This window comes from Novosphingobium anseongense (assembly GCF_037482895.1).
GTDB classification, from domain to species: Bacteria; Pseudomonadota; Alphaproteobacteria; order Sphingomonadales; family Sphingomonadaceae; genus Novosphingobium; species Novosphingobium anseongense.
The window spans coordinates 183,175-202,448 of record NZ_JBBHJZ010000005.1; the positions used below are offsets into that span (position 1 = coordinate 183,175).

General features: G+C 65.9%; 21 protein-coding genes. 6 read left to right on the forward strand and 15 right to left on the reverse strand.

The window, feature by feature from the left end; translation table 11 throughout:
- Nucleotides 1–5 precede the first annotated feature (5 nt).
- Nucleotides 6–917 (forward strand): MBL fold metallo-hydrolase, encoded by a 912-nt coding sequence (locus tag WG901_RS20490; RefSeq protein ID WP_417603812.1) that lies wholly within the window; start codon nucleotides 6–8, stop codon nucleotides 915–917.
- Between the two features lie 5 nt (nucleotides 918–922).
- On the opposite strand, the gene WG901_RS20495 is transcribed toward WG901_RS20490, so the two are convergent.
- From WG901_RS20495 to WG901_RS20520, 6 genes are all read right to left on the reverse strand, one after another.
- Nucleotides 923–1,672, reverse strand: a complete 750-nt coding sequence (locus WG901_RS20495) for a LytR/AlgR family response regulator transcription factor (RefSeq protein WP_339588984.1) — start codon at nucleotides 1,670–1,672, stop codon at nucleotides 923–925.
- On the reverse strand, nucleotides 1,669–2,658 hold the full coding sequence (locus tag WG901_RS20500) for a sensor histidine kinase (protein ID WP_339588985.1): 990 nt from the start codon (nucleotides 2,656–2,658) through the stop codon (nucleotides 1,669–1,671). Before WG901_RS20500 ends, WG901_RS20495 begins: the two co-directional genes overlap by 4 nt.
- A 154-nt stretch (nucleotides 2,659–2,812) precedes the next feature.
- Nucleotides 2,813–3,433 carry a hypothetical protein gene (locus WG901_RS20505; RefSeq protein WP_339588986.1) on the reverse strand — a complete coding sequence of 207 codons (621 nt, stop codon included), beginning with the start codon at nucleotides 3,431–3,433 and terminating at the stop codon, nucleotides 2,813–2,815.
- Between the two features lie 35 nt (nucleotides 3,434–3,468).
- A complete protein-coding gene (locus tag WG901_RS20510) occupies nucleotides 3,469–4,323 on the reverse strand; it encodes a hypothetical protein (protein ID WP_339588987.1) in 855 nt (284 codons plus the stop codon).
- 11 nt (nucleotides 4,324–4,334) lie between these two features.
- The gene (locus tag WG901_RS20515) at nucleotides 4,335–5,480 is read right to left on the reverse strand and encodes a hypothetical protein (protein ID WP_339588988.1); all 1,146 of its coding nucleotides are present in this window, start codon (nucleotides 5,478–5,480) and stop codon (nucleotides 4,335–4,337) included.
- 18 nt (nucleotides 5,481–5,498) lie between these two features.
- Nucleotides 5,499–6,443 carry an aspartyl protease family protein gene (locus tag WG901_RS20520; protein ID WP_339588989.1) on the reverse strand — a complete coding sequence of 315 codons (945 nt, stop codon included), beginning with the start codon at nucleotides 6,441–6,443 and terminating at the stop codon, nucleotides 5,499–5,501.
- A 294-nt stretch (nucleotides 6,444–6,737) separates the two neighbouring features.
- Between WG901_RS20520 and WG901_RS20525 the strand changes: the two genes are divergently transcribed.
- Nucleotides 6,738–7,295, forward strand: coding sequence for a hypothetical protein (locus tag WG901_RS20525; RefSeq protein WP_339588990.1), 558 nt, complete (start codon nucleotides 6,738–6,740; stop codon nucleotides 7,293–7,295).
- Nucleotides 7,296–7,356: 61 nt separating this feature from the next.
- Complete coding sequence (locus tag WG901_RS20530) at nucleotides 7,357–9,585, forward strand: esterase/lipase family protein (protein ID WP_339588991.1); 2,229 nt, start codon at nucleotides 7,357–7,359, stop codon at nucleotides 9,583–9,585.
- A gap of 3 nt (nucleotides 9,586–9,588) precedes the next feature.
- Here WG901_RS20530 and WG901_RS20535 read toward each other — a convergent pair whose 3' ends face one another.
- The 7 genes from WG901_RS20535 to WG901_RS20565 all read right to left on the reverse strand — a co-directional run bounded on the left by WG901_RS20535 (nucleotide 9,589) and on the right by WG901_RS20565 (nucleotide 14,847).
- Nucleotides 9,589–10,368: an SDR family NAD(P)-dependent oxidoreductase gene (locus WG901_RS20535; protein ID WP_339588992.1), complete on the reverse strand. Its 780-nt coding sequence runs from the start codon at nucleotides 10,366–10,368 to the stop codon at nucleotides 9,589–9,591.
- Complete coding sequence (locus WG901_RS20540; protein ID WP_339588993.1) at nucleotides 10,356–10,718, reverse strand: hypothetical protein; 363 nt, start codon at nucleotides 10,716–10,718, stop codon at nucleotides 10,356–10,358. The genes WG901_RS20535 and WG901_RS20540 overlap by 13 nt, the downstream gene beginning before the upstream one ends.
- On the reverse strand, nucleotides 10,715–11,908 hold the full coding sequence (locus tag WG901_RS20545) for an aromatic ring-hydroxylating oxygenase subunit alpha (RefSeq protein ID WP_339588994.1): 1,194 nt from the start codon (nucleotides 11,906–11,908) through the stop codon (nucleotides 10,715–10,717). The genes WG901_RS20540 and WG901_RS20545 overlap by 4 nt, the downstream gene beginning before the upstream one ends.
- An 80-nt stretch (nucleotides 11,909–11,988) precedes the next feature.
- The gene (locus WG901_RS20550; protein ID WP_339588995.1) at nucleotides 11,989–12,603 is read right to left on the reverse strand and encodes a TetR/AcrR family transcriptional regulator; all 615 of its coding nucleotides are present in this window, start codon (nucleotides 12,601–12,603) and stop codon (nucleotides 11,989–11,991) included.
- Nucleotides 12,600–13,064, reverse strand: coding sequence for a tRNA (cytidine(34)-2'-O)-methyltransferase (locus WG901_RS20555; RefSeq protein ID WP_339588996.1), 465 nt, complete (start codon nucleotides 13,062–13,064; stop codon nucleotides 12,600–12,602). The genes WG901_RS20550 and WG901_RS20555 overlap by 4 nt, the downstream gene beginning before the upstream one ends.
- Before the next feature lie 92 nt (nucleotides 13,065–13,156).
- Complete coding sequence (locus WG901_RS20560) at nucleotides 13,157–13,303, reverse strand: hypothetical protein (RefSeq protein WP_339588997.1); 147 nt, start codon at nucleotides 13,301–13,303, stop codon at nucleotides 13,157–13,159.
- 212 nt (nucleotides 13,304–13,515) lie between these two features.
- On the reverse strand, nucleotides 13,516–14,847 hold the full coding sequence (locus WG901_RS20565) for a hypothetical protein (RefSeq protein WP_339588998.1): 1,332 nt from the start codon (nucleotides 14,845–14,847) through the stop codon (nucleotides 13,516–13,518).
- A 359-nt stretch (nucleotides 14,848–15,206) separates the two neighbouring features.
- On the opposite strand from WG901_RS20565, the gene WG901_RS20570 reads away from it, so the two are divergent.
- Nucleotides 15,207–16,220 (forward strand): sterol desaturase family protein, encoded by a 1,014-nt coding sequence (locus WG901_RS20570; RefSeq protein WP_339588999.1) that lies wholly within the window; start codon nucleotides 15,207–15,209, stop codon nucleotides 16,218–16,220.
- A gap of 50 nt (nucleotides 16,221–16,270) precedes the next feature.
- The gene (locus tag WG901_RS20575) at nucleotides 16,271–16,900 is read left to right on the forward strand and encodes a hypothetical protein (RefSeq protein ID WP_339589000.1); all 630 of its coding nucleotides are present in this window, start codon (nucleotides 16,271–16,273) and stop codon (nucleotides 16,898–16,900) included.
- 6 nt (nucleotides 16,901–16,906) lie between these two features.
- Here WG901_RS20575 and WG901_RS20580 read toward each other — a convergent pair whose 3' ends face one another.
- Both WG901_RS20580 and bla read right to left on the reverse strand, forming a co-directional pair.
- Entirely contained in the window at nucleotides 16,907–17,251 is a 345-nt protein-coding gene (locus tag WG901_RS20580; protein ID WP_339589001.1) for a DUF2322 family protein, read from the reverse strand.
- 93 nt (nucleotides 17,252–17,344) lie between these two features.
- Nucleotides 17,345–18,265, reverse strand: a complete 921-nt coding sequence (gene bla, locus WG901_RS20585; protein ID WP_339589002.1) for a class A beta-lactamase — start codon at nucleotides 18,263–18,265, stop codon at nucleotides 17,345–17,347.
- A 107-nt stretch (nucleotides 18,266–18,372) separates the two neighbouring features.
- On the opposite strand from bla, the gene WG901_RS20590 reads away from it, so the two are divergent.
- Nucleotides 18,373–19,248, forward strand: a complete 876-nt coding sequence (locus WG901_RS20590) for a LysR family transcriptional regulator (protein WP_339589003.1) — start codon at nucleotides 18,373–18,375, stop codon at nucleotides 19,246–19,248.
- Nucleotides 19,249–19,274 lie beyond the last annotated feature (26 nt).

The window sequence follows — 19,274 nt, forward strand, 5'->3', positions numbered from 1 at the left end:
ATAGGATGACATTGCACCACAGGACCATCCTCGGCCTGCTCGCCTGCGGCGCGCTGCTCGCCACGGCCAGCGTAGAGGCCGCTCCCCTTCCCCGGTTGTTCCCCGAACGCTGGATCGACGGCACCCAGCCCCAGGAACCCAGCGTCCAGGTTCAGCCACTCGATGGGGACACCTTCGTCATCCGGCAGTCGGTCAAGACCAACTTCGAGGCGCCTTTCCTCTACCTGCTGTTCGGACGCGATCGGGCGCTGCTGCTCGACACCGGCGCAAAGGACGGGCGCATCCGTCCGGCCGTCGACCGGCTCGTGGCCGACTGGCTGGCGGCACACGGCCGCGCCGACATCCCGCTGATCGTCGCGCACAGCCACAGCCACGGCGATCATGTCGCTGGCGACACAGCCTTCCGCAATCGCCCGAACACGACCGTCGTGGGGCTCAAGGCCGACGAGGTCGCGAGCTTCTTCGGCGTGGCGAAATGGCCCGACGAGATCGTGCGATACGAGCTCGGCGGACGCGCGCTCAGCATCATCCCCACGCCGGGCCACCAGGCTGCCGCCATCATGGTCTACGATCCGCGGCTCAGGATCCTGCTGTCGGGCGATACGCTCTACCCAGGCCGCCTCTACGTCCCGGTCAATTTCCTAGCGGACAATCGCGCCAGCGTGGACCGGCTTGCGGCCTTCGCAGCCCGGCATCCGATCCGCGCCGTGCTCGGCGCCCATATCGAGATGACGAACAAGCCAGGACAGGACTACCCGCACGAAGCGGCGACCCACCCGGATGAGCATCCGCTCGAACTGCCGGTCGAAACCATCGGCGAACTGAAGACTGGTCTGAAAGCGACGCTCGATCAGCCCGGACAGCCGCAGATCCACGACCGCTTCATCATCACGCCTGTTCCCGCCCGCCCCCAGTAACCGCCCTATAGGCCGAGCCGCGCCAGCACCGACTTCACGTAGCTGGGGCCGACCTGCACTTCCGCACCGTCGCGCACCTCGAGCGCGATCAGCCCCTTGCCGAGCCGCTGGACGCCGGTGACGAGCCCGGGCCGGACGAAGGTCGAGCGGTGCACGCGCATCAGATCCTGCGGATCGAGCATCTGCTCGAGCGCGGTCATCGAAATGCGGTGGATGAAGCTGCGCGTCGCGGTGTGCAGCAGGACATAATCCTTCGCAGCCTCGATCCATTCGATCTGATCGATCGGCAAGCGAACCTGGCCGCTCTGAACCTGGACCCAGATCGCTTCCTCGCGCGTCGGCGCTTCGGCCTGCGGCATCGCCGCCAGGCGTTCGGCCGCATCGCGCTGAGCCCGCCGCCTCCGTGCGCGCTCGACCGCCTGGCGCAGCCGATCGAAGCGCACGGGCTTGAGCAGGTAGTCCGCCGCCTCGACCTCGAAAGCGTCCGGCGCATATTCCTCGAAGGCGGTCACGAAAACGATCTCTGGCCGTTCCTCGACCGGAAGATCGGAAGCGACGCGCAGCCCGCTCTTCTGCGGCATCGATATGTCGAGCATCACCAGATCGGGATGCAGCGCGGCGATCTGCGCTTCGGCCTCATGCCCCGTCGCGGCCGTGCCGACGATCTCGACCTGGTCGATGTCTTCGAACAGCGTCGCAAGCCGGCGCAGTGCCAGCGGCTCGTCATCGACGAGCAGGACGCGCAGCGCGATCATGCCACGTGCTCCGCCGCCTGCACGAAGCGCCGCGTCAACGGCATGCGCAGAATCGAGACGAAGCCGCGTTCGCGCTGCGCGGTCTCGAGCGTCCCCTCGTTGCCATAGAGCGTGTGCAGGCGCTGGCGCACATTGGCGATGCCTACACCCGTTCCGGGCTTGGCGGAACTCTCGCCGCCCGCCCCGTCATCCTCGACGAAAACCACCAGACGCTTGCCGTCGACCGCGGCCTCGATAGAGATCGCCACCGGCTCGGCCGAAGGCGCCACGGCGTATTTGATCGCGTTCTCGACCAACGGCTGGAGCACGAAGCTCGGCACCAGCGCGTCGTTCAACTCGCTCGGGCAAACAAAGGCCACTTCCAACCGCTCACCGAAGCGCACGCTCTCGATTTCGAGATAGTGCTGGAGCGTGGCGAGTTCGTCCTCGAGCGGGATCAACGCATCGGCGCTGTCAGCCAGCGTCGCGCGGAGGAATTCGGACAGCTTGCCAAGCATCGCGTCGGCCGGCCCATATTCGCGCGTGACGATCAGCGAGGAGATCGCGTTGAGCGTGTTGAACAGGAAATGCGGATTGAGTTGATAGCGCAGCGCCGCCAGACGTGCCGCGCTGGCGGCCGCCTCGGCCTTGCTCGCGGTTTCGCGGGCCTGGGCGAGTTCGCGCTCGCGCTCGCGCGCCAGGTTGGTGGCGTCGAGCAGCGAAAAAGCCGTGCCGAGCAGCGCGAACTCCCAGACCAGCGCGGCGAAGGCATTGCTGACGCGAAAGACAAAGGGCGCCGGCCGGGCGGCATGCGGAAAGTAATGATCCAGGATCTGCGATATCAACGCCTCCGACATGGCGAGCAGCAGCGCGGCAGCGACCACCGCAGCGCCGACGACCGCAAAGCGGATGGGCCGCCCCCTTTCTCGCACGGCTCGCACCGCCAGGTAGACCCCGGCCGACAGGAGCGAGCCGACGATGCACAGGTGCACCAAAGAGATGATCATGTTCCATCCTGCCCCCCCTGTGCGTGAGAGCTGGAAAGGGATCACGAGGAACAACGAGGTCAGTATCCAGGTCGCCGCGATCAGAGCGGCGGCCTGCCGAAAGTCGGATCTTGGGTTCATGGCTCGCCTTATATCGGCTTCAGGCAAAAGGCGCTCAATAGACTTCGTGCCAGTTCTCCACGCTCGACTCGCTGCTTGCCATGCCCCAGCAGATGAGGCTGGCACGGCTGGCCGAGGACGATCCTTTGACCAACTTGTACTCGAGCCGCCGACAGCGGAAGCCGTCGACCCGCTCTTCAGACGTCACGGTCAGCGTACCCGCCGAGGCCTTGCCCTGCCACCGATGCACGTGGCCGACGGGCCAGCTGCCCGCGCGTTTGGCCCGCTCCCCATATTGCCCGCTGAACTGGTCGTAAGAAAACTTGGGAGTGCCATCGAGCGCGATCCCGCCCTCGCAATCGTTGCAGGAAGCCTCGCCGAACTTGTTGTAGGCCGCCTTCTGCGCCTCCACTTCGGCCGGCGCGCGCATGTCGCCGATGAACCGGATCGGCTTGGACGTCGCGGCCGCCGCGGCCTTGGGCCTGGTCGTAGCGGGCGCGGGCGTCGCCCGGGCTTCGCCGGCCGAACGCGCCTGCCGGCGATCGCCGCCGCCGCTCCGCAAGGCCTCGCTCACCTTGCCCTCGACCAGGTCCCTCAGGAAACCCTGGGCTTGAGCGGCATCGGCAGAAGCGAGCAGCGCCGCGGCGCAGACGGCAGCGCGAAACGCGTGGATCATCGTAAGCTCCTGATATGGGAAAGGAAAGAAAGGGATCACGTGACGGCCTTCATGCGCCGCCGAACATCGTTCCAGTCGACCATGAACATCGCCGCCGCGAGACGCGCGAGGGGGCGATCGGGGCTCAGTCGATCGCTGCGAAGGTCCTCGTTCTCGTGCGAATGGCTGGACACGTGGACCAGTAGCGGATGCTCGCCTGCTGCCACCGGCTGATACCAGCTTCGATCGTGCTGCAGTTCGAGCGCAAGCGGGCGCGGTACCCAGGCATATTCAGCGTTCGGATCATAGTCGGGCAGCCGGTCGGCCACGTAGATGCCGTAGGCCGCGCCCGTGCGAACCTGAAACCCACCGCGCTCAACCCCTTCGGCCTGAACCTGGCGGCGCGCCATGATGTCGTAGGGATTCAGGTGGACGTTCAGCACCGCGCCCTCCTCCGACGGCGTCAGATAGCGGCCCTCGCGCTCGATCGTGCCTGGCTTGCCCTCGATCACGCTCTTCGCATTGATGCTGAGGATCGCTCCGACCAGCCGCACCCCGTCGAGCGTCGGCACCACTGCGATGTTGACGTCAGCCTGCAGGCTCGCGCCACGCACATCGCGAAGCGACGGCTGGCGCATCAGCGCCTCGAAGGCGACCATCGCGCGGCGGCGAAGCAGATCGATTTCGGCGAGCGGGATCGACGCAAGATTGCGCGGCTGGTGGACGTGAATGTCGGGTCGCTTCGAGTACCAGCCGGGCAGTCCCGGCCCCGGATCGGGCGCCGTGCCTGCCCAGCGCTGCATCAGCTTCCCAGGCGCACGGCTGTCGACAGTGGCGGCATCGGCCGCGGGCACCACCGGCGCGGTCGCAAAAAGGCTCAACATGGCAAGCCTTAGGATGGAATGCTTCATCGCCTGCCCTCTCAACGCGGCAGGCCTAGCGCGCCGCCGAGCCCGCGGAGCAGGCCGCGCCGCTCTTTGGGTTGAGCGCCTGGCGTGTCGTCGTCATCGCTGCCGTCCATCAAACCGGCCATGTCGGCACCGAGCAAACCCATGTGCGTGGCTTTGGTGCGCAACTTGACCGTCCAGCCCACGGGTGCCTCGCGCGGCGCGCCGTAATTGGCTTCCGAACCATAGGCCGTCATCATCAGCATCGCCGATTCCGTCGCTTTGGCGACCGCCGCCGGCACCGCGCATTCGGTCGTCTCGGGCGCCAGCAGGATACGCTGCTGGACCAGGCGGGCGATGTCGCCCTGCTCGATATAGTCAGGCAGCGACATGCCCGGCATGCGCACCGCGCTCGACGTCCACATGATGACGGTGCCGTCTTCGCGGGCCCCGGTGACGCTCAGGATATAGCCGCGCGCCTGGGCCTGGGCCGGCCAGGAGACCTTGACCGCACCCGATGCGAGCTTGGCATCGCGCGGGTTCAGCGGCGCGAGAAAATCGCTCCCCGCAGCGACGGCGAAGCGCAGCTCGGGCGAATAGTTGCCCTGGACGAGGTGATCGCCGACGAGCGAAGCCTCGCGCGGAAGGCGTGTGCCTTTGCGTCCGCCCAGCCACTCGCCATAGGTCGCGTGGCGGCCGGTCGAGGGCGGCACCATCGCTCGCACCTGCGGGATTGCTCCGAAGGGTGACGCCGCGCCTGGCCGCATCGTCGACAGGTCGACGACGAACGGCTGCCCTGCCGGTGCCGTCTCGCCGCAACCCCAGTAGAGCTCGATACGGCCCTTGGGCTGTTGTTGCGGACCGGGTCGGAAATCGGGCCGGCCATCCGCCTTGGGGACGCCCTCCTTCGGGGTAACGAGCGGGAGGCGTTCACCCGCGCGCAGGGCCTGCGGCGGCAAGTGCTCGGCGCTCGGTGCGGCGGAGCGGCGTTGCGAGCCGAGCTGGAGCATAAGGCTCTTCTCGACACCCGCGGGCTGACCAGTGGCCATGCCGGAGACCGTCTCGGCGGAAAGCCAGTAGTCGGCTTCGACCTTGGGCCTCGGCGTCTGTTGAGCCCAGGCGGCCGTGGCGGCGACGGCGAGCGCGCCAAGCGCGGTGCCGCGGATCAGGATCGTATTCATGTCGTATTTGCTTTCGGATCAGGATTGCGAGGCCGGGGTCGGCGAGGCGAGCGATGGCGAGACGTGCAGCCGCAGGCCGGGATGATCGATGATCAAGCGTCGGTCGGCGAAAGTGTCGATCCCCAGGATCACCGCGGGTTGGTCGAGTTCGAAGCCGAGTTCCTTGAACACCGACAGGTCGGCGATGCGCGCCTTGCCGCCTTCGATCCTCGCCTCGCCGATCGTCAGCGCGCTCAAGGGTGTCTCGACGCTCGCCGTTGCGTGGTTGGTCGCGCCCTTGATGTCCGATGCCTTCACCAGGCCCGGGCTGTCCGGCTTCAATCCGATCGCCTTGGCCGCCGCCCAGTTGACCACGGTCCCGCGCGCGCCGGTATCGAGCACGGCGGGCATCTCGACACCGTTGATGCGGATGGTCAGACGCGGCGCCCGGTGCCTGTCGAGAACGATGGGAACCGAGGCCGGCAGGCCGTCGAGCATGCCGGCCTCGAGCTTCGAGGCCATGCGCCAGGTCCGGCCGGGCATATTCATCTCGACCACGAAGTCGGCGATGATGTCGGCGCCGAGAATGCCGTCGACGCCGAGCCGGTCGGTCGGCCCCGGCGGCAGCAGCATCAGCTCAGGCGAGCGGAAGCTGTGACCGGCGACCTGAAGCTCGCGCACCACCGCGGTCTCGACGGCGATCCGGCCCGAAGCGCCGTCGAGCAGATCGTCGGACGGCTTGGCGACGAGACCTGGCATTTCGGCCCTTAGCTTCGGCATGATCGTGGTGTTGCTCGCCGCCGTATCGATGACGAAGCGGCGTGGCGCCGAGCCGTCGATGCTCACCGCAACGACGGGATGACCCGAAGGCAGCACTTCGAGCGGCTGCGACGGCGCAACGGCGGAGGCATGCACCTGAGCGCCGACAAGCGCGCCGAACAGGCCGAGCGCGCCGAGGCTATGACGGTAGAAGGAACGGGCCATGACGGATCTCCTGGCGGCGGACTGCCGCGAACAGGGTCCAGCTATGACGGGTCAGCAGCGCTCTCCAGGCGCCTGCGACCAAGCAGGATGACCGCTCGGCCGGCCTGAACTGCTGCGACGAAGGCCGACTTCGGCGCGATGAAACGGGAATTTCGCCGCGGGGAAAGGCTCATCTCTTCGGCGTCCGGCTTGGTCGCCGGCTGCTGGCGACGGTGCCATCGATGGCACAGCAGCGGACCTCCGCTCCAGGAGTTTCCCATGCGACCTTTCATGCTTGCGATGACAGCGTCCGCGTTGATCTCCACCGCTTTCGCGCCGCTCCAGGCCCAGGGCCTGTTCCGGCGCCTCGCCGACGGTGTCCTGAGCGCTGCTGGCGCTGCCGATGCACCGCCCGAAGATTCTTCACGAGCGGCGACACCCGATGCTCCGAAGGCACGTCCCGCGCCGCCCCCCACAGCGGCGAAGTACCCGAGCCAGTTGGCCAAGCCCGAGAATTTCGCCGCGATCAAGCAGGCCTACGAGGATTTCGGCAAGGTGCGCTGTACGAGTTGCGAGGGCGGCTTTGCCTATGACGGCTGGCCGGTCTTCCCGCGAGACGGAACTCCGCGGCCCTACAACGGATCGCGTCATCCGCTCGGGCTGGCGGAGATCGGCCACGTCCACCGCTGGAAGGGCGCGGAAGCGGATGGCTCGATCACGATCGTGCGCGAGGAGACCATCAGCGGCTTCCGCTGCCGCCACCTCACCTATCGCCTCACCAGGGGCAATGCCTCGGCCGAGCGGCCGGGCCTGTTGTGCTGGGGCTACGCGAACCAGTTCGCCGGCTCCGAGGGCTGGAACGAGATCTACTGACGACCGGTGCCACACCCCCACCAGATGCCGGGCCGACATTCACACCAACAGGAGAACAGGGATGACCATCCTGCGCACTTTGCCGGCGCTCGCCATCGGAGCGATGTTGTCGAGCGCCGCCGCACCGGTCGCGGCCCAGCGCGGCAATGCGGCCAAATGCACGAGCGGCTGGGCGGGCACGATCCAGTATTCGCGCAACCAGGCCAACAGCGATTCCAAGACCGTGACGCGCCTCTCGGGCAAGGGCACCCAGACGACCGATTGGTCACTGAAGGCCAATTATACCGCGCAGATTGCAGTCCGCCCGGCGGCCGACGCGGAATACAGTACGGGTCTGGCGAATATCAACGCGAGCTCGGTTTCGACCGAGACCGTCGCCGCCAACGATCGGGACATCTGCCCGCACCAACGCGTGTCGCAGGGCATGTCGGGCAATTTCGTCTCTAAAAGCGAAACCCGCGCAGGCGGCAGCGGGCTCGAGGCCGGGATCGACGTGACGACCGACGCCGACACCTATACCGTCAGCGTGCGGCTCCCCGAGGTGAACGGCACCGTCTCGGGATCGGATTCGGCGAGCTTCAGCGGCCAGTGCAAGGCGAAGGAAGCGACAAGCAAGAGCATCGCCGACCTGCCGACGACGATCGACGCCATACGCTTCTCGACCGACGGTGAAGAACGGCTCAACCCCGGCGATCCCAATCGCTTGACAGGTTCATTTTCGAAGAGCGCTTATGGCGTGACCGAAACGTTGAGCTGGAACCTGCGCCGCTGTGGACCCGCGTTGCGCCTGGTCGAGGTCAAGTTCGAAGACATGCGGTTCCCGACCTGGGAAGCTTGGCAAGAGATCACCGAACAGACGGGCACGATCGATGGCAACATCGTGCGGATCAAAGCGATCGTCGCCAACGATGGCCCCGATGAGCGCGCCGCGACGGTCAAGTTCCGCGAGACCTACCAGGGCGACAAGTGGGACGCTGCCAAGCCCGATGCTCCGATCGAGGAGGTCTCGGTCTTCGTACCCTCGGGCCAGCAGCGCGAGGTGACCTTCCAATGGGATAGCTCGGGCTACGCCTGGTTCGACGACGGTCGCCCCCGCCTGGTCCAGCGGATCAGGGCAGAACTCGAAGATGCGGGCAAGAAGGTCGACGACATGACGCGCAACCTCAAGGTCGCGCCCAAGCCGGTCGTGCTCGTGCACGGGCTCTGGTCGAACTGGCGGACCTGGGAGCCTTGGCAGAACATCCTGACCACCAGCCATTCTTACGACTGGAAGGCCTTCCCCGTCGGCGAGAAACCCGAACATGGCCGGATGAGCACGGGCGAGGAGCCCGGCACCTTGGGTCCGACCAATACGATCGTCCAGAACGCCGACCAACTCGGCCGCTATGTCGAATATGCCCAGAAGGATCGCAATGCCTGGCACGTCGACATCGTAGCCCACTCGATGGGCGGACTGATCAGCCGACGCTACATCCATGCGGAGATGCCCTCCTACGCGGATGGCAAGCCGCAGGTGGCGCACCTCGTCATGCTCGGCACGCCCAATCAAGGCAGTTCCTGCGCCGATCTGATGAGCGCTGCGCTCGAACTCACGGGTCGATCGATGACCGCGCTGCAAGAATTGCAGACGAGCTCAGTGGCAAAATTCAACGCCGTGACCACCGAACGCAAGGGCGTACCGTTCTCGGTCCTGGCCGGAACAATCGTACCCCCGGTCTGCCGGATTTTCAGCATGAACGACGGCGTGGTCGCGCCGATGTCGGCAATCTGGACGATTGCCGATAACGTTCAGCAGCGGGTGCTGCACACCGACATGACGGGCACGGCGCCGTTCTCGTCCTTCGTGAAGCCGCGCCTCGCGATCGGACCGAAGGCCGCGAGGTCGAACGGAAAGCTGTCCGCGCTGACACCATGGCCGGGCATACCCGGCCCTGCGCCGCGACGTCTGATGGTGCTCGGGGTGGAGGACCCGAAGGAAACGACCGGGCCGGATTTCTCCAAGATCGTGAGGCTCGCACCGGGTCAGACGACTCAGGTGCCACTGCCGGTCGAAGACGCGCGAAACTTCGGCCTGACCTTCATGGCGGCGAACACCGTGTCGGCAACGCTGATCGACGACAAAGGCACCGTCGTCGCGATCAACCGGGCCGGCACGGCCGAGGCCTCGCAGATGTTCCGCTCGCTCTTCGTCGACCGCGCGATCGTCAAGGGCAACTGGACCCTGACACTCGCGAGCGAGGATCGGGTCGAACGCGAGATCGTTCTGGCGACTTGGTCGAACGCGAGCTGAGGCTCAGCGCGTGGCGCTGGGGCCGGTGCGGTATCCGGGCTGCGCCGGCTCGCCGAAGGCCGCGAGAATGCGGGACTGGCGATCCGCCAGCGCATCGCGGTACTCGGGGTGCGTGACGACATAGGGCTCGTCGTTCTCGACCGCGCGGACCACGGCACGGCCCAGCCAGATCGGATCCATCATGTTCGCGCGCGTCAGGCCGTTCGCATCGGCCTCGGACATGCGGCTGCGAGTCAGGCCGGGAAACAAGGTCGATACGCCTACGCCGGCCGGGGCAAGCTCGTCGCGCACCGCGTCGGACAGCCCGAGCACGGCGAACTTGCTCGCCGAATAGGCCGCGAAGCTGGCGAAAGGGCTCAGGCCGTTCATCGACGAGGTGTTGACGATATGGCCGCTGCCGCGCGCGATCATCTGCGGCGCGAAGGTCTTGATGCCATTGAAGACTCCGGTCACGTTGATCGCCATCAACCGCTCGAACGTCTCGGGCGAGAGCTCGACGAGTGGCTTGAAGCCGGTGGAGATGCCGGCGTTGTTGCACAGCACATCGATCGCGCCGACCGCCTCGCTCGCCGCCCGCCAGCTGGCGAGATCGCGGACATCGAGCGTGATCGCGCGCGCCTCGGCCGAAGCCGGCAGCCTGGCGGATTCCTGTTCGGCGAAATCGCGTTCGATATCCGCGAGGACGATCCGGGCGCCGCGCTCGGCGAAGGCCTGCGCCATGCCCGCGCCGATCCCACCGCCGCCGCCGGTGATGAAGACGGTCTTTCCGGTCAGTTCGAACATGTCTGCACTCCTCGGTCGGCGGTCGAACGGGTGATCCGCATGCGATCGCGCCATGGCGCGGACTTCGTTTCGTCGGGCCCCTGGATCTCGACGGCCAGGGCAACGTGCGCGAGCGAGAGCATCAGGTTCATCAGCCGCTGCTCGGCAGGCGAAAACGCCCCTAGCGCATGCGTGTCCAGATGCTCGAGCGCGGCATCGAGCAGCGGGCTGGCAGCGCCGAAGAAGGTGGCTCGCTCCTCAGCCGTGGACAGGCTGCGACGCGCGGCGCGCTCGGCGGTACCGTCGAGCGCCCACCGGTCGACGAAGCCCTCGAGCGCCGCGAAGCCTTCGGGAAGAACCGCGATGGTCACGCCACTTCCCCCGTTTCGCAGGCCTGCTCCTGAACCCTTCGATCAACCTCGTTGAACAGGTGGCGGCATAGAGCCTCCATGCTCTGGAAATGGATGTGATCGAGCGCGCCGCTCGACAGGCCGCTCTGCCCGCGCTCGATCATAGCGATGTCTTCGCAATGGATGTCGCGGATCTGCGCAAGCGAATATTCGCGCGCGAAGCGCTGGCTCGCATCGCGATCCTCGCCCACCCAATAGACCCGCACGACCCCGCGCGAGCGATCCGCCGAGATCGGATAGACCGTATGCGAGAAGGGCTGCGTCGGCGTGCCGATGACGAAGAGGTTGGGAAAGAACGCGAGGTAGTCGCGCCCATAGGGCAGATCGAGCAAACCCTGCTCGGCCAGCGCCGGAATGCCGCGCATCGTGGCGGCACGCTGGAACGGCTTGAGATCGGGCTCGGGGTTCGCCCAGATGCGCTGCGTGCGATGCGGCCCTTCGAAGCCCATGCTGGCGGGATAGCCGAACTGGTTGTCGCCGCCGATACCCGCGCCGCCCGAGCGCGGATGGATGAAGCGCAGGTGATAATTCTCCTGGAAGTTGTCGTAGGTCAGCTTCCAGTTGGCGGCGATCTCGTAGGTATATTCGGCGAAGGTCGTCGCCTGGGCGACGGGCATCTGTTCGAGCCGCTCGGCATAGCTGCCGAGCCACGCCCGCAGCGGAGCGGCGTCGGGATCGAAGTTCACGAACAGCATGCCGCCACATTCCTGCAGCGCGACCTCGCGCAGCGCGCAGTCCTTCTTGTCGAGCCGGAACGCTTCGAAATCGGGCGCGGATAGCAGCGCGCCGTCGGTGCCGAAGGTCCACATGTGGTAAGGGCAGCTGAATTTCGCCTGCCGCCCCGCCGCCTCGTCCACCAGCCGGGTTCCGCGATGCGGGCAGACGTTGTGGAAGGCCCGCACCTGTCCGTCACGGCCGCGGACGATCAGCAGAGAGGCGCGTGCGAATTCGAGATCGCGGCGTACGAAGCTGCCCGGCTCGGCGAGTTCGCAGACATGGCCGACATGAATCCAGCTCTTGAGGAAGACCGCGCGCCGTTCGAGTTCGAAATAGGCGGGGTCGTAATAGGGCTTGGCCGGTACCGGATCGGTGCCCAGCCAGGACAGCTCATCGTCGGGAATGCGCTGAAAGGGAGTGACGGCAGGCTTCACGCGCGAATCCTTTCGTTGCGATCGCTGCCACCTTCGTACCTCACCCGTCCAAAACTTCCAACACATGTGTTGGAAGTTTTCTATTTCCGCAAAAGCCCGTCGCGGCGTAGCATGCGCTGCTGTTCGACGCGGAAGCGTTCGATCACCTCGTCTTCGCTGAGATCGGGCCGGACGCTGCTCTGGAACACGCGCGGGCCGATGATCGCCCCGGCGAGCAGGAAGGTGCAGTAGACCTCGACGTCGATATCGCCGACATCACCTTCGCCGCTTGGTCCAGGTCCGTGCTGCCGGCTGGCGGCGATGAATTCGTCCCATTTGGGATAGCGGGTGCGGATATCGCCGGGCGCGATGAACTGTTCGATCCACAGCTTGATCAGATCGGGGTTCTCGAGCACGAAGCGTGCGACGAAGTCGATCCGCTCCTGCTGGCTTTCCGAACTGGCGAAGCCCCTCGTCAATTGCTCCGACGACCATGTGCTCACGGCCTCGAGCAGCGCTTCGCGGCTGGCGAAGTGGTAGTAGACCGTGGCGCGGTTCATGCCCACGGCACGCGCCAACCCGGCCACGGAAAGCGATTCGACGCCCTTTTCGGAAATCAGCGCGACCGAGGCCTCTATCAAGGCCTGATGCGTCGCGTCGAAGGTCCGGTTCCGCCGCGACTGCGCGGGACGATCGGCCTTGGTCGGGCCTGTCATGCGCGCAGACCACCGGGCAAGGTTCCGGTCTGACGCAGGGCCTCGCCCAGCGCGAGCGCCGCCGACGAGGCGAGGTTCATCGACCGCACCTGCGGCCGCATCGGTATCCGCACCCGGGCCTCACAGGCTCCGGCCACCTCGATGGGCACGCCTGCACTTTCCTTGCCGAAAAGGAGGACGTCGTCGGGAGCGAAATGGAAATCGTAGATCGAACTCTCGCTCTTGGTGGTGAACAGCACCAGCCTTTGCGATCCCATCGCGGCCTGAAACACGCCGAAATCGGCGTGCCGGGTCACCTTAACATGATCGATGTAGTCCATGGCCGCGCGACGGACGCGGCGGTCGTCCCAGACGAAGCCCAGCGGCTCGATGAGGTCCACGTCCACACCCAGGCAGGCACCCAGGCGCAGAACCGCGCCGACGTTCCCGGCGATTTCGGGCTCGAAGAGAGCAATGTGCATTGCGGCTGCTTGGCGTCTGCAACGACGCTGCGCAAGTCTTGCAACATGGAGCCGGATCCGGGCGACGCGTTCGTCCGAAATCCGCTCCCGGCTCACATCGACGTCTGAGTGATCGGCAGGCCGGCGCAGAGCCAGACCAGATCGGCGACCGGCCCGATCGCGTCGCTCTTCCGGCAGATCGAAAGCGAATATTCGACCGTCCGCGAATTCGCCATGACCACCAGGTCATCGCCGGACATTAAAAGTTTACGTCAACGAAAGCGCTGCCGAGCCATGCCCGCATACCGAACGAGGCATAAACCTAGCCAGCAAGCTTGAAGCGGACAGAAAGGCATCGCTTGATGCCAACCTAGATCGGGGCAATCACGCGCGAATTCGCGATCGCCCGCCCCTGCATAGTGGGCAAGGCTGGGCGATCGCTCGATAGAGCAAACGCCCCAAGCGTAAATGATCAGTCGTGAGCGGCGACAGCCAGGAACAGGCGATCGAGACCAGCGTCATAGCGCAGATCGAGCCCAGCGCTGCGCAGCGTGGCGAAGCTCAGATAGTCTTGCGCCGCACCGGTCGCGTTGAGCCGCGCGAAAGTCGCGTCGTCCATCAGCGGGCGAACGAGACCGAGCACGTCGGAGAGCCGCATCGAGATCGCGTTGTTCGAGTCGATGACCAGCGACACTCGGCCACCAGGCGTGCCGTTGACCACGACCGCCATGTTCATCTCGAGCCCACGGGCGGTCACCTTGTAGCGCTCACCGCTCGCCGAGGGCGACGGCGTCGAGGCCTTCGCGAGCTTCGTCACCGTAACCGGTGCCAGCACAGCAGGCTTGGCGGCCTGGCTCGCTGCGCGGACGGCCTGAGGCGCAAACCGAGCCGGCGGAACCGCCGAGATCTGCTCGATGTAGATGGCTTCCGAAATGCCGCTGGGCGTAGCCGAGAAAGGCGTCGCCACGGCAAAGCCAGCGGCAGAAGACGGTGCCATCGGCGCGAGCGCCGAGATCTGGTCTACGTGGATGAGGTCGGACATGGCCGGCCGCATGGCGGCCACCGGCGCCACCGGTTTTGCATTGGAAACCGAAACCAGCGCCTGCCCAGCCTCTTCGACCGGCATTGCCGGCGAGACCGTCTGCATCGTGGGCTCCGCGATCGGCTCTGCAATCGGCGCGACCAGAGCGACCGTCTCGGCACGCGGAGTCGCGTTAGCCGGCGCTGCGATCGGCAGTTGCGCAACCAGCGCAGCCATCTCGACGCTCGGCGCAGCCGGCGTCGGCGCCGCGATCGGCAGTTGCGCGACCAGCGCAGCCATCTCGGCACGCGGCGTCACAGCCACCGGCACCGCGATCGGCGACGGCACGACCAGCGCAAGTGTGTCTGCCCTTGGCGTCGCGGCCACCGGCGCGGCGATCGGCGACGGCGCAACCAGGGCAACTGCCTCGACACTTGACACGGCGGGCACGGACGTCGGCAGCATGGCGACCGGTCCAACCGCCAAGACGGGCGCAGCCGGCGCCACCGCAACGGCAGTTTCGGCCGGAAGTGCTGCGAACTCGCGCTCAGACGCCGCCGTCAGCTTCGACGGCGCGGCGCGCTTGGCCCATTTGACCGGAGAAGCAGCGGGCCGCCGAACCTCGGGCGTCGCGACCAAGGCGGTTGCAACCTGACGCGAAGGCTGGGCGACGGTCCATTCGATAGGCACGGCACCTGCGCCGACCACCAGCATTCCCAATGCGACCGATCCCAAGGCGCTGTTGCGCAGCTTGATCGATCCGAAGTTCTTGGTTGCCCCCATTTCGCCATCCCCGTTCCGTTAGCGAATCCCCGTAAGCGCTGATGATTAATGCAATCAGCAGCTCGGCGCCAGCGAAACGCGCGGGGCGGGCCGGCACAGCGCGATGGGGTGCCGCTCAACCGCAGAAAGTGAACCTTTCAGACATGCAAGCCTAGAGACAACATAGTTAACGTCACAGCGCAGATCGCGAGGACATAGAACACATCTATGCCCCATATATCCTATTGAGGTCTGGCGTGATGAGTGCACTCTTACGATGCTCGCTCGAGATAAAGTCCGCGCGAGCGGGCATCACCCTGGTCGATTGTCGCGCCTGATGGGCCGCAGAACACGGGGGTAAGCGGTACGAGGCAAGGCATATGAACGGGGTTCGCGTCGGAAACAGAATCATCGGCGCACAGTCGCCGGTGACGGTCGGCTGGGAAAACATCCCGCGCGTGGAAGGCGGACCGGTCAAGCAGTTCGTCTTCACCTGGTTCCAGCCCGCGGTGCTCTTCGCGCTTGTCGCCTTCTGGTACTATGCGCCGAATTCGATTGCCAAGGCCTCCACCGCGATCGGCATCGGCATCGGCCTCAAGGTCCTGCTGCTCGCGCTCGAATGGGTCAATCCGCGCTTCAAGAGCTGGCAGCTGACCTGGAAGGAAGCCGCCATCGATCTGTTCTATGTCGGGCTCGGCTATACAATCCTGCGCCTGATAGAGGGCTATATCGGCGACGGCGTGATGATCGAGGGCATTCAGAACGCGTTCGACTGGGAAAAGCTGGCCTGGTTCACCACCCTGCCGCTGCTCGTCCAGGCCGTGCTGATCTCGGTCATCTTCGATTTCGGGCAATACTGGATGCACCGCGGCATGCACAACTGGCACCCGTTGTGGCTGACTCATGCGCCGCACCATTACATCACCCAGCTCAACATCAACAAAGGCGCAGTCGGCAATCCGATCGAGCTGTTCCTGATCGGGCTCGGCATCGGCGGTTTCTTCGACTTCCTGCCGCGCGCTGCGCTGCTCGCCGGCACCTTCGGCATGGCGGTCAGCACCTATCAACACATCAACGTACGCTTCAACACGCCGCGCTGGTGGCGATTCCTGTTCAACACGACCGAGCACCACAGCGTCCACCACTCGCAGGACTACGAGGCCAGCCGCAGCAATTACTCGAGCACCTGGATCATCATCGACCGCATGTTCGGCACCTGCGTCGACGGTGAGGCCGAGCTGCTGGGCATGGAAGGCGGCCGCAAGATGTCGATCCGCGAGACGATGACCTTTCCCTTCACCGAAGGCTGGAAGTCGTTGAAGGAGAAGTTCGGTCGCGATCGCTATGGACAGGCGATGCCTGGGCCGATCGCCGCGGAATGGCCGGCCGAGTAACGGACGCCGCTTCGACCGCCCGGTTCGCTGCCCACGCTCAAGGACCTTCCGTGAACGGACGCCTCATCGACTGGATCTGGACCATCCGGGGCAGTGTCGAACTGCCCCCTGAACAATCGCGCGAAGATGCCTTCGACCGACTGGATCCGCTATTCCACGAAAGCGGCACAAGCCGCGATCGGACGGGTGACGCGCTGACCTTCGACAAGAAGGACCAGGCGGCGCAGGACAAGATGTCGATCTTCGATAGCGGCGTCCTGTGGATCGAGCAGGGCAAAGCCGGCGGCATGCTGCACTATCGCCTGACCAGCCGGGCGCTGCTGTTCTGCTTCCTGGCGCCGCTGCTGTTCCTCGCCTTCGCCGGACTGACGATCGCGGTCGGCAAAATAGACAAGCCGGCGGCGGAGACGGCAGCGAAGAAGCCCGAAAAGAAGGACGTGATCCGCGAGCTCAACCCGGTAGACAAGTTCCTCGGCGCCCCTGCGCCGGAAAAGCCGAAGAAGGACGACAAGACGAAGGACAAGGACGAAGGGCCCTCGCCGATCTCGGCCTATGTCTTCGCAGCACTTTTCGCCGTGCTTTACGTCGTCGGGCGGATCCTTGAGGATCGGCTTATACGCCGGCTGTTCCGGAAGCGCCTGCGCGATGACTCGTCCGATAGCCGACAGGCCGTCGCCTAGCGGTCCTTAGCTGTCAGCCGCGACGAGTTCGATGCTCAGCGGCGCCGCGCCCTCGACGACGGCGATCAGGCGATCGACGTTCGGATGTGCGCCCGGACGGTTGCGCGCATCGGCGGTATGTTCGGCGAACACCGCCAGACCGTGATCGGCCGCCTGGGCATCGAGGCTGGCGAAGTGCTCCTTCAGATACCGGTAGACCGCCAGCGAGCCCTGCTTGCCCGCCTGGTTCTCGATGCTGGCGACAACCGCGCCCGCCTCGTCGACGAGATGGATCCGCGCGATGCCTTCGATCGACGGCAGCTGCGCGAGATTGTCCTTGAAGCTTGCAGTGGGTTCGATCGTCGCCGGCATGTCAGGAGCTCCTCAGTGAATCGCGGGCGGCGCCTGTAACATCGGATCACGGCCGAAGCCATGCGCCCGCGCGACGATCGCGCCCGCTCCATCCTATCCGCCGCGACGTCCGACAAAGCCTGCGGCGAGGCGTCCGACTTCGGCCAGGGCACCGGTCGAGGCCGGGTCCATCGGCTCGGCCAGCCGCTCGGGCTCGAAATAAGCAGTGACGATGACCGGCGAAGCGCCAGCCGGCCCGCCGAAGGCGAGATCGACGTAAGTGTGCCGGGCTTCGTTGATGCCCGTCCCCGTCTTGTCGCCCGAGACCCAATCGACTGGAAATCCGGCACGGATGCGATCGCGCCCCGTTGCCACGGCGATCATCCATTCGCGCAAGGTGTTGCGGCTCCCGGGTGCCAGAACTTCGCCGAGCACGAGCTTGGCCAGAGTTGCAGCCATCGCCGCGGGCGTGGTCGTGTCGAGTTCGGCACCAGGCGGCGTGAGGTTGAGCTCGGGCTCGTAGCGATCGAGCCGGCTGACCGTGTCACCCGTCGAACGCCAGAAGCGCGTCACCGCCTCGGGCCCGCCGAAGCGCCGCAGCAGGACGTTCGCCGCGGTATTATCGCTGGTCACCAGAGTGGCTCGCGCCAGCTCGCCCACGGGAAGTCCGTCGGCGATATGCAGGGACGTCACCGGGCTGGTCGAGAGCATGTCGGCCTTGGACCAATGCAGGATCTCGTCGAGATCGACCTCGCCCTTGTCGGCTCGGCCGAGCAGCATGGCGGCCAGCGAGAGCTTAAACGAGCTGCAATGGGCAAAGCGCTCGTGCGCGCGCCAGCCGAAGCTGCTGCCACTGGCCGGATCGAGCACGAAAGCCCCGAGCCGCCCGCGCGCGGTCTGCTCGATCCGCTTCAGCGTCGCCACCTCGCGAGCAAAGTTGCCCCCAGCTTTGCCGATGGCGGGCGATGCCGCTTGGCCACACCCGGCCACCAGAGCAGCCGCCGCGCCGACCAGCGCGCTACGTCGATCGATCATCGAATTTTCTCCCTATGGTCAAGATATCGCGAGCAATCTCCGTGGGTTTGACGCTTCGGGCAAATGATGGTTTCTGCGGTCCGCCCCCAGAAAAACTAGGAACAAGCATGGATATCCGCGCGCTTTCGCTCAACACCCTGCGCGCCTTCGAAGCCGCGGCGCGGCACCTCAACTTCACCCGCGCGGCCGACGAGCTCTGCGTCACCCAGGCCGCGGTCAGCCAGCAGGTGAGGATGCTCGAGACCCATATCGGCAAGGCGCTGTTTCGCCGGACGACGCGCGGCCTGGTGCTGAGCGACGAAGGCGTCGTGCTCGCTCCCGTCGTCTCCGACGCGCTCGGCCGAATGAGCGCGGCGCTTGCCGTCGTCGCCGGACAGGGCGTCCGAGAAATTCTGACGGTGGGTGCGGTCGGCACTTTCGCGGTCAGCTTCCTGATCGAGCGCCTCCCCGATTTCCAGGCCGCCCATCCCGGCATCGAGGTCCGTCTGCTGACCAACAACAATGCGGTAGACCTCTGGACCGAGAGCCTGGATCTGGCGATCCGCTTCGGCGACGGATCCTGGCATGGCGTTGCCACCGAACGGCTGATGCCCGCTCCGATGACGCCGATGTGCAGCCCGCGCCTGGCCGACCAAATCCGCCATCCCGGCGACCTCGCACGATTCACCCTGCTGAGGTCCTACCGCCTGCAGGACTGGGCCGCTTGGTTCGAGCAGGCCCAGGTCAAAGGCACGGTCGCCAACGGGCCGGTCTTCGACGCTTCGCACCTGATGGCCACGGCGGCGATCCGCGGCATGGGCGTCGCGCTGCTGCCGCTGGCGATGTTCGGGCGCGAGCGCGAGAGCGGGCTGCTGGTTAATCCCTTCGATCTCGCGGTCGATCGCGGCAGCTATTGGCTGACCCGGCTGTCCTCGCGCCCCATGTCCGACGCGATGCATGCCTTTTCGGACTGGTTGATCGGCCTCACCCGCACGCACCCTTGAGCCTCGCGGCGATGGCCGAGACCCCC

What these genes read in the sequence shown, in the direction of transcription:
- WG901_RS20510 (WP_339588987.1), bottom strand. Translation starts at nt 4,323, where the DNA reads ATGAAGCATTCCATCCTAAGGCTTGCCATGTTGAGCCTTTTTGCGACC.
- WG901_RS20500 (WP_339588985.1), bottom strand. Translation starts at nt 2,658, where the DNA reads ATGATCATCTCTTTGGTGCACCTGTGCATCGTCGGCTCGCTCCTGTCG.
- WG901_RS20570 (WP_339588999.1), top strand. Translation starts at nt 15,207, where the DNA reads ATGAACGGGGTTCGCGTCGGAAACAGAATCATCGGCGCACAGTCGCCG.
- bla (WP_339589002.1), bottom strand. Translation starts at nt 18,265, where the DNA reads ATGATCGATCGACGTAGCGCGCTGGTCGGCGCGGCGGCTGCTCTGGTG.
- WG901_RS20580 (WP_339589001.1), bottom strand. Translation starts at nt 17,251, where the DNA reads ATGCCGGCGACGATCGAACCCACTGCAAGCTTCAAGGACAATCTCGCG.
- WG901_RS20505 (WP_339588986.1), bottom strand. Translation starts at nt 3,433, where the DNA reads ATGATCCACGCGTTTCGCGCTGCCGTCTGCGCCGCGGCGCTGCTCGCT.
- WG901_RS20550 (WP_339588995.1), bottom strand. Translation starts at nt 12,603, where the DNA reads ATGACAGGCCCGACCAAGGCCGATCGTCCCGCGCAGTCGCGGCGGAAC.
- WG901_RS20565 (WP_339588998.1), bottom strand. Translation starts at nt 14,847, where the DNA reads ATGGGGGCAACCAAGAACTTCGGATCGATCAAGCTGCGCAACAGCGCC.
- WG901_RS20495 (WP_339588984.1), bottom strand. Translation starts at nt 1,672, where the DNA reads ATGATCGCGCTGCGCGTCCTGCTCGTCGATGACGAGCCGCTGGCACTG.
- WG901_RS20490 (WP_417603812.1), top strand. Translation starts at nt 6, where the DNA reads ATGACATTGCACCACAGGACCATCCTCGGCCTGCTCGCCTGCGGCGCG.
- WG901_RS20535 (WP_339588992.1), bottom strand. Translation starts at nt 10,368, where the DNA reads ATGTTCGAACTGACCGGAAAGACCGTCTTCATCACCGGCGGCGGCGGT.
- WG901_RS20520 (WP_339588989.1), bottom strand. Translation starts at nt 6,443, where the DNA reads ATGGCCCGTTCCTTCTACCGTCATAGCCTCGGCGCGCTCGGCCTGTTC.
- WG901_RS20560 (WP_339588997.1), bottom strand. Translation starts at nt 13,303, where the DNA reads ATGTCCGGCGATGACCTGGTGGTCATGGCGAATTCGCGGACGGTCGAA.
- WG901_RS20590 (WP_339589003.1), top strand. Translation starts at nt 18,373, where the DNA reads ATGGATATCCGCGCGCTTTCGCTCAACACCCTGCGCGCCTTCGAAGCC.
- WG901_RS20555 (WP_339588996.1), bottom strand. Translation starts at nt 13,064, where the DNA reads ATGCACATTGCTCTCTTCGAGCCCGAAATCGCCGGGAACGTCGGCGCG.
- WG901_RS20515 (WP_339588988.1), bottom strand. Translation starts at nt 5,480, where the DNA reads ATGAATACGATCCTGATCCGCGGCACCGCGCTTGGCGCGCTCGCCGTC.
- WG901_RS20530 (WP_339588991.1), top strand. Translation starts at nt 7,357, where the DNA reads ATGACCATCCTGCGCACTTTGCCGGCGCTCGCCATCGGAGCGATGTTG.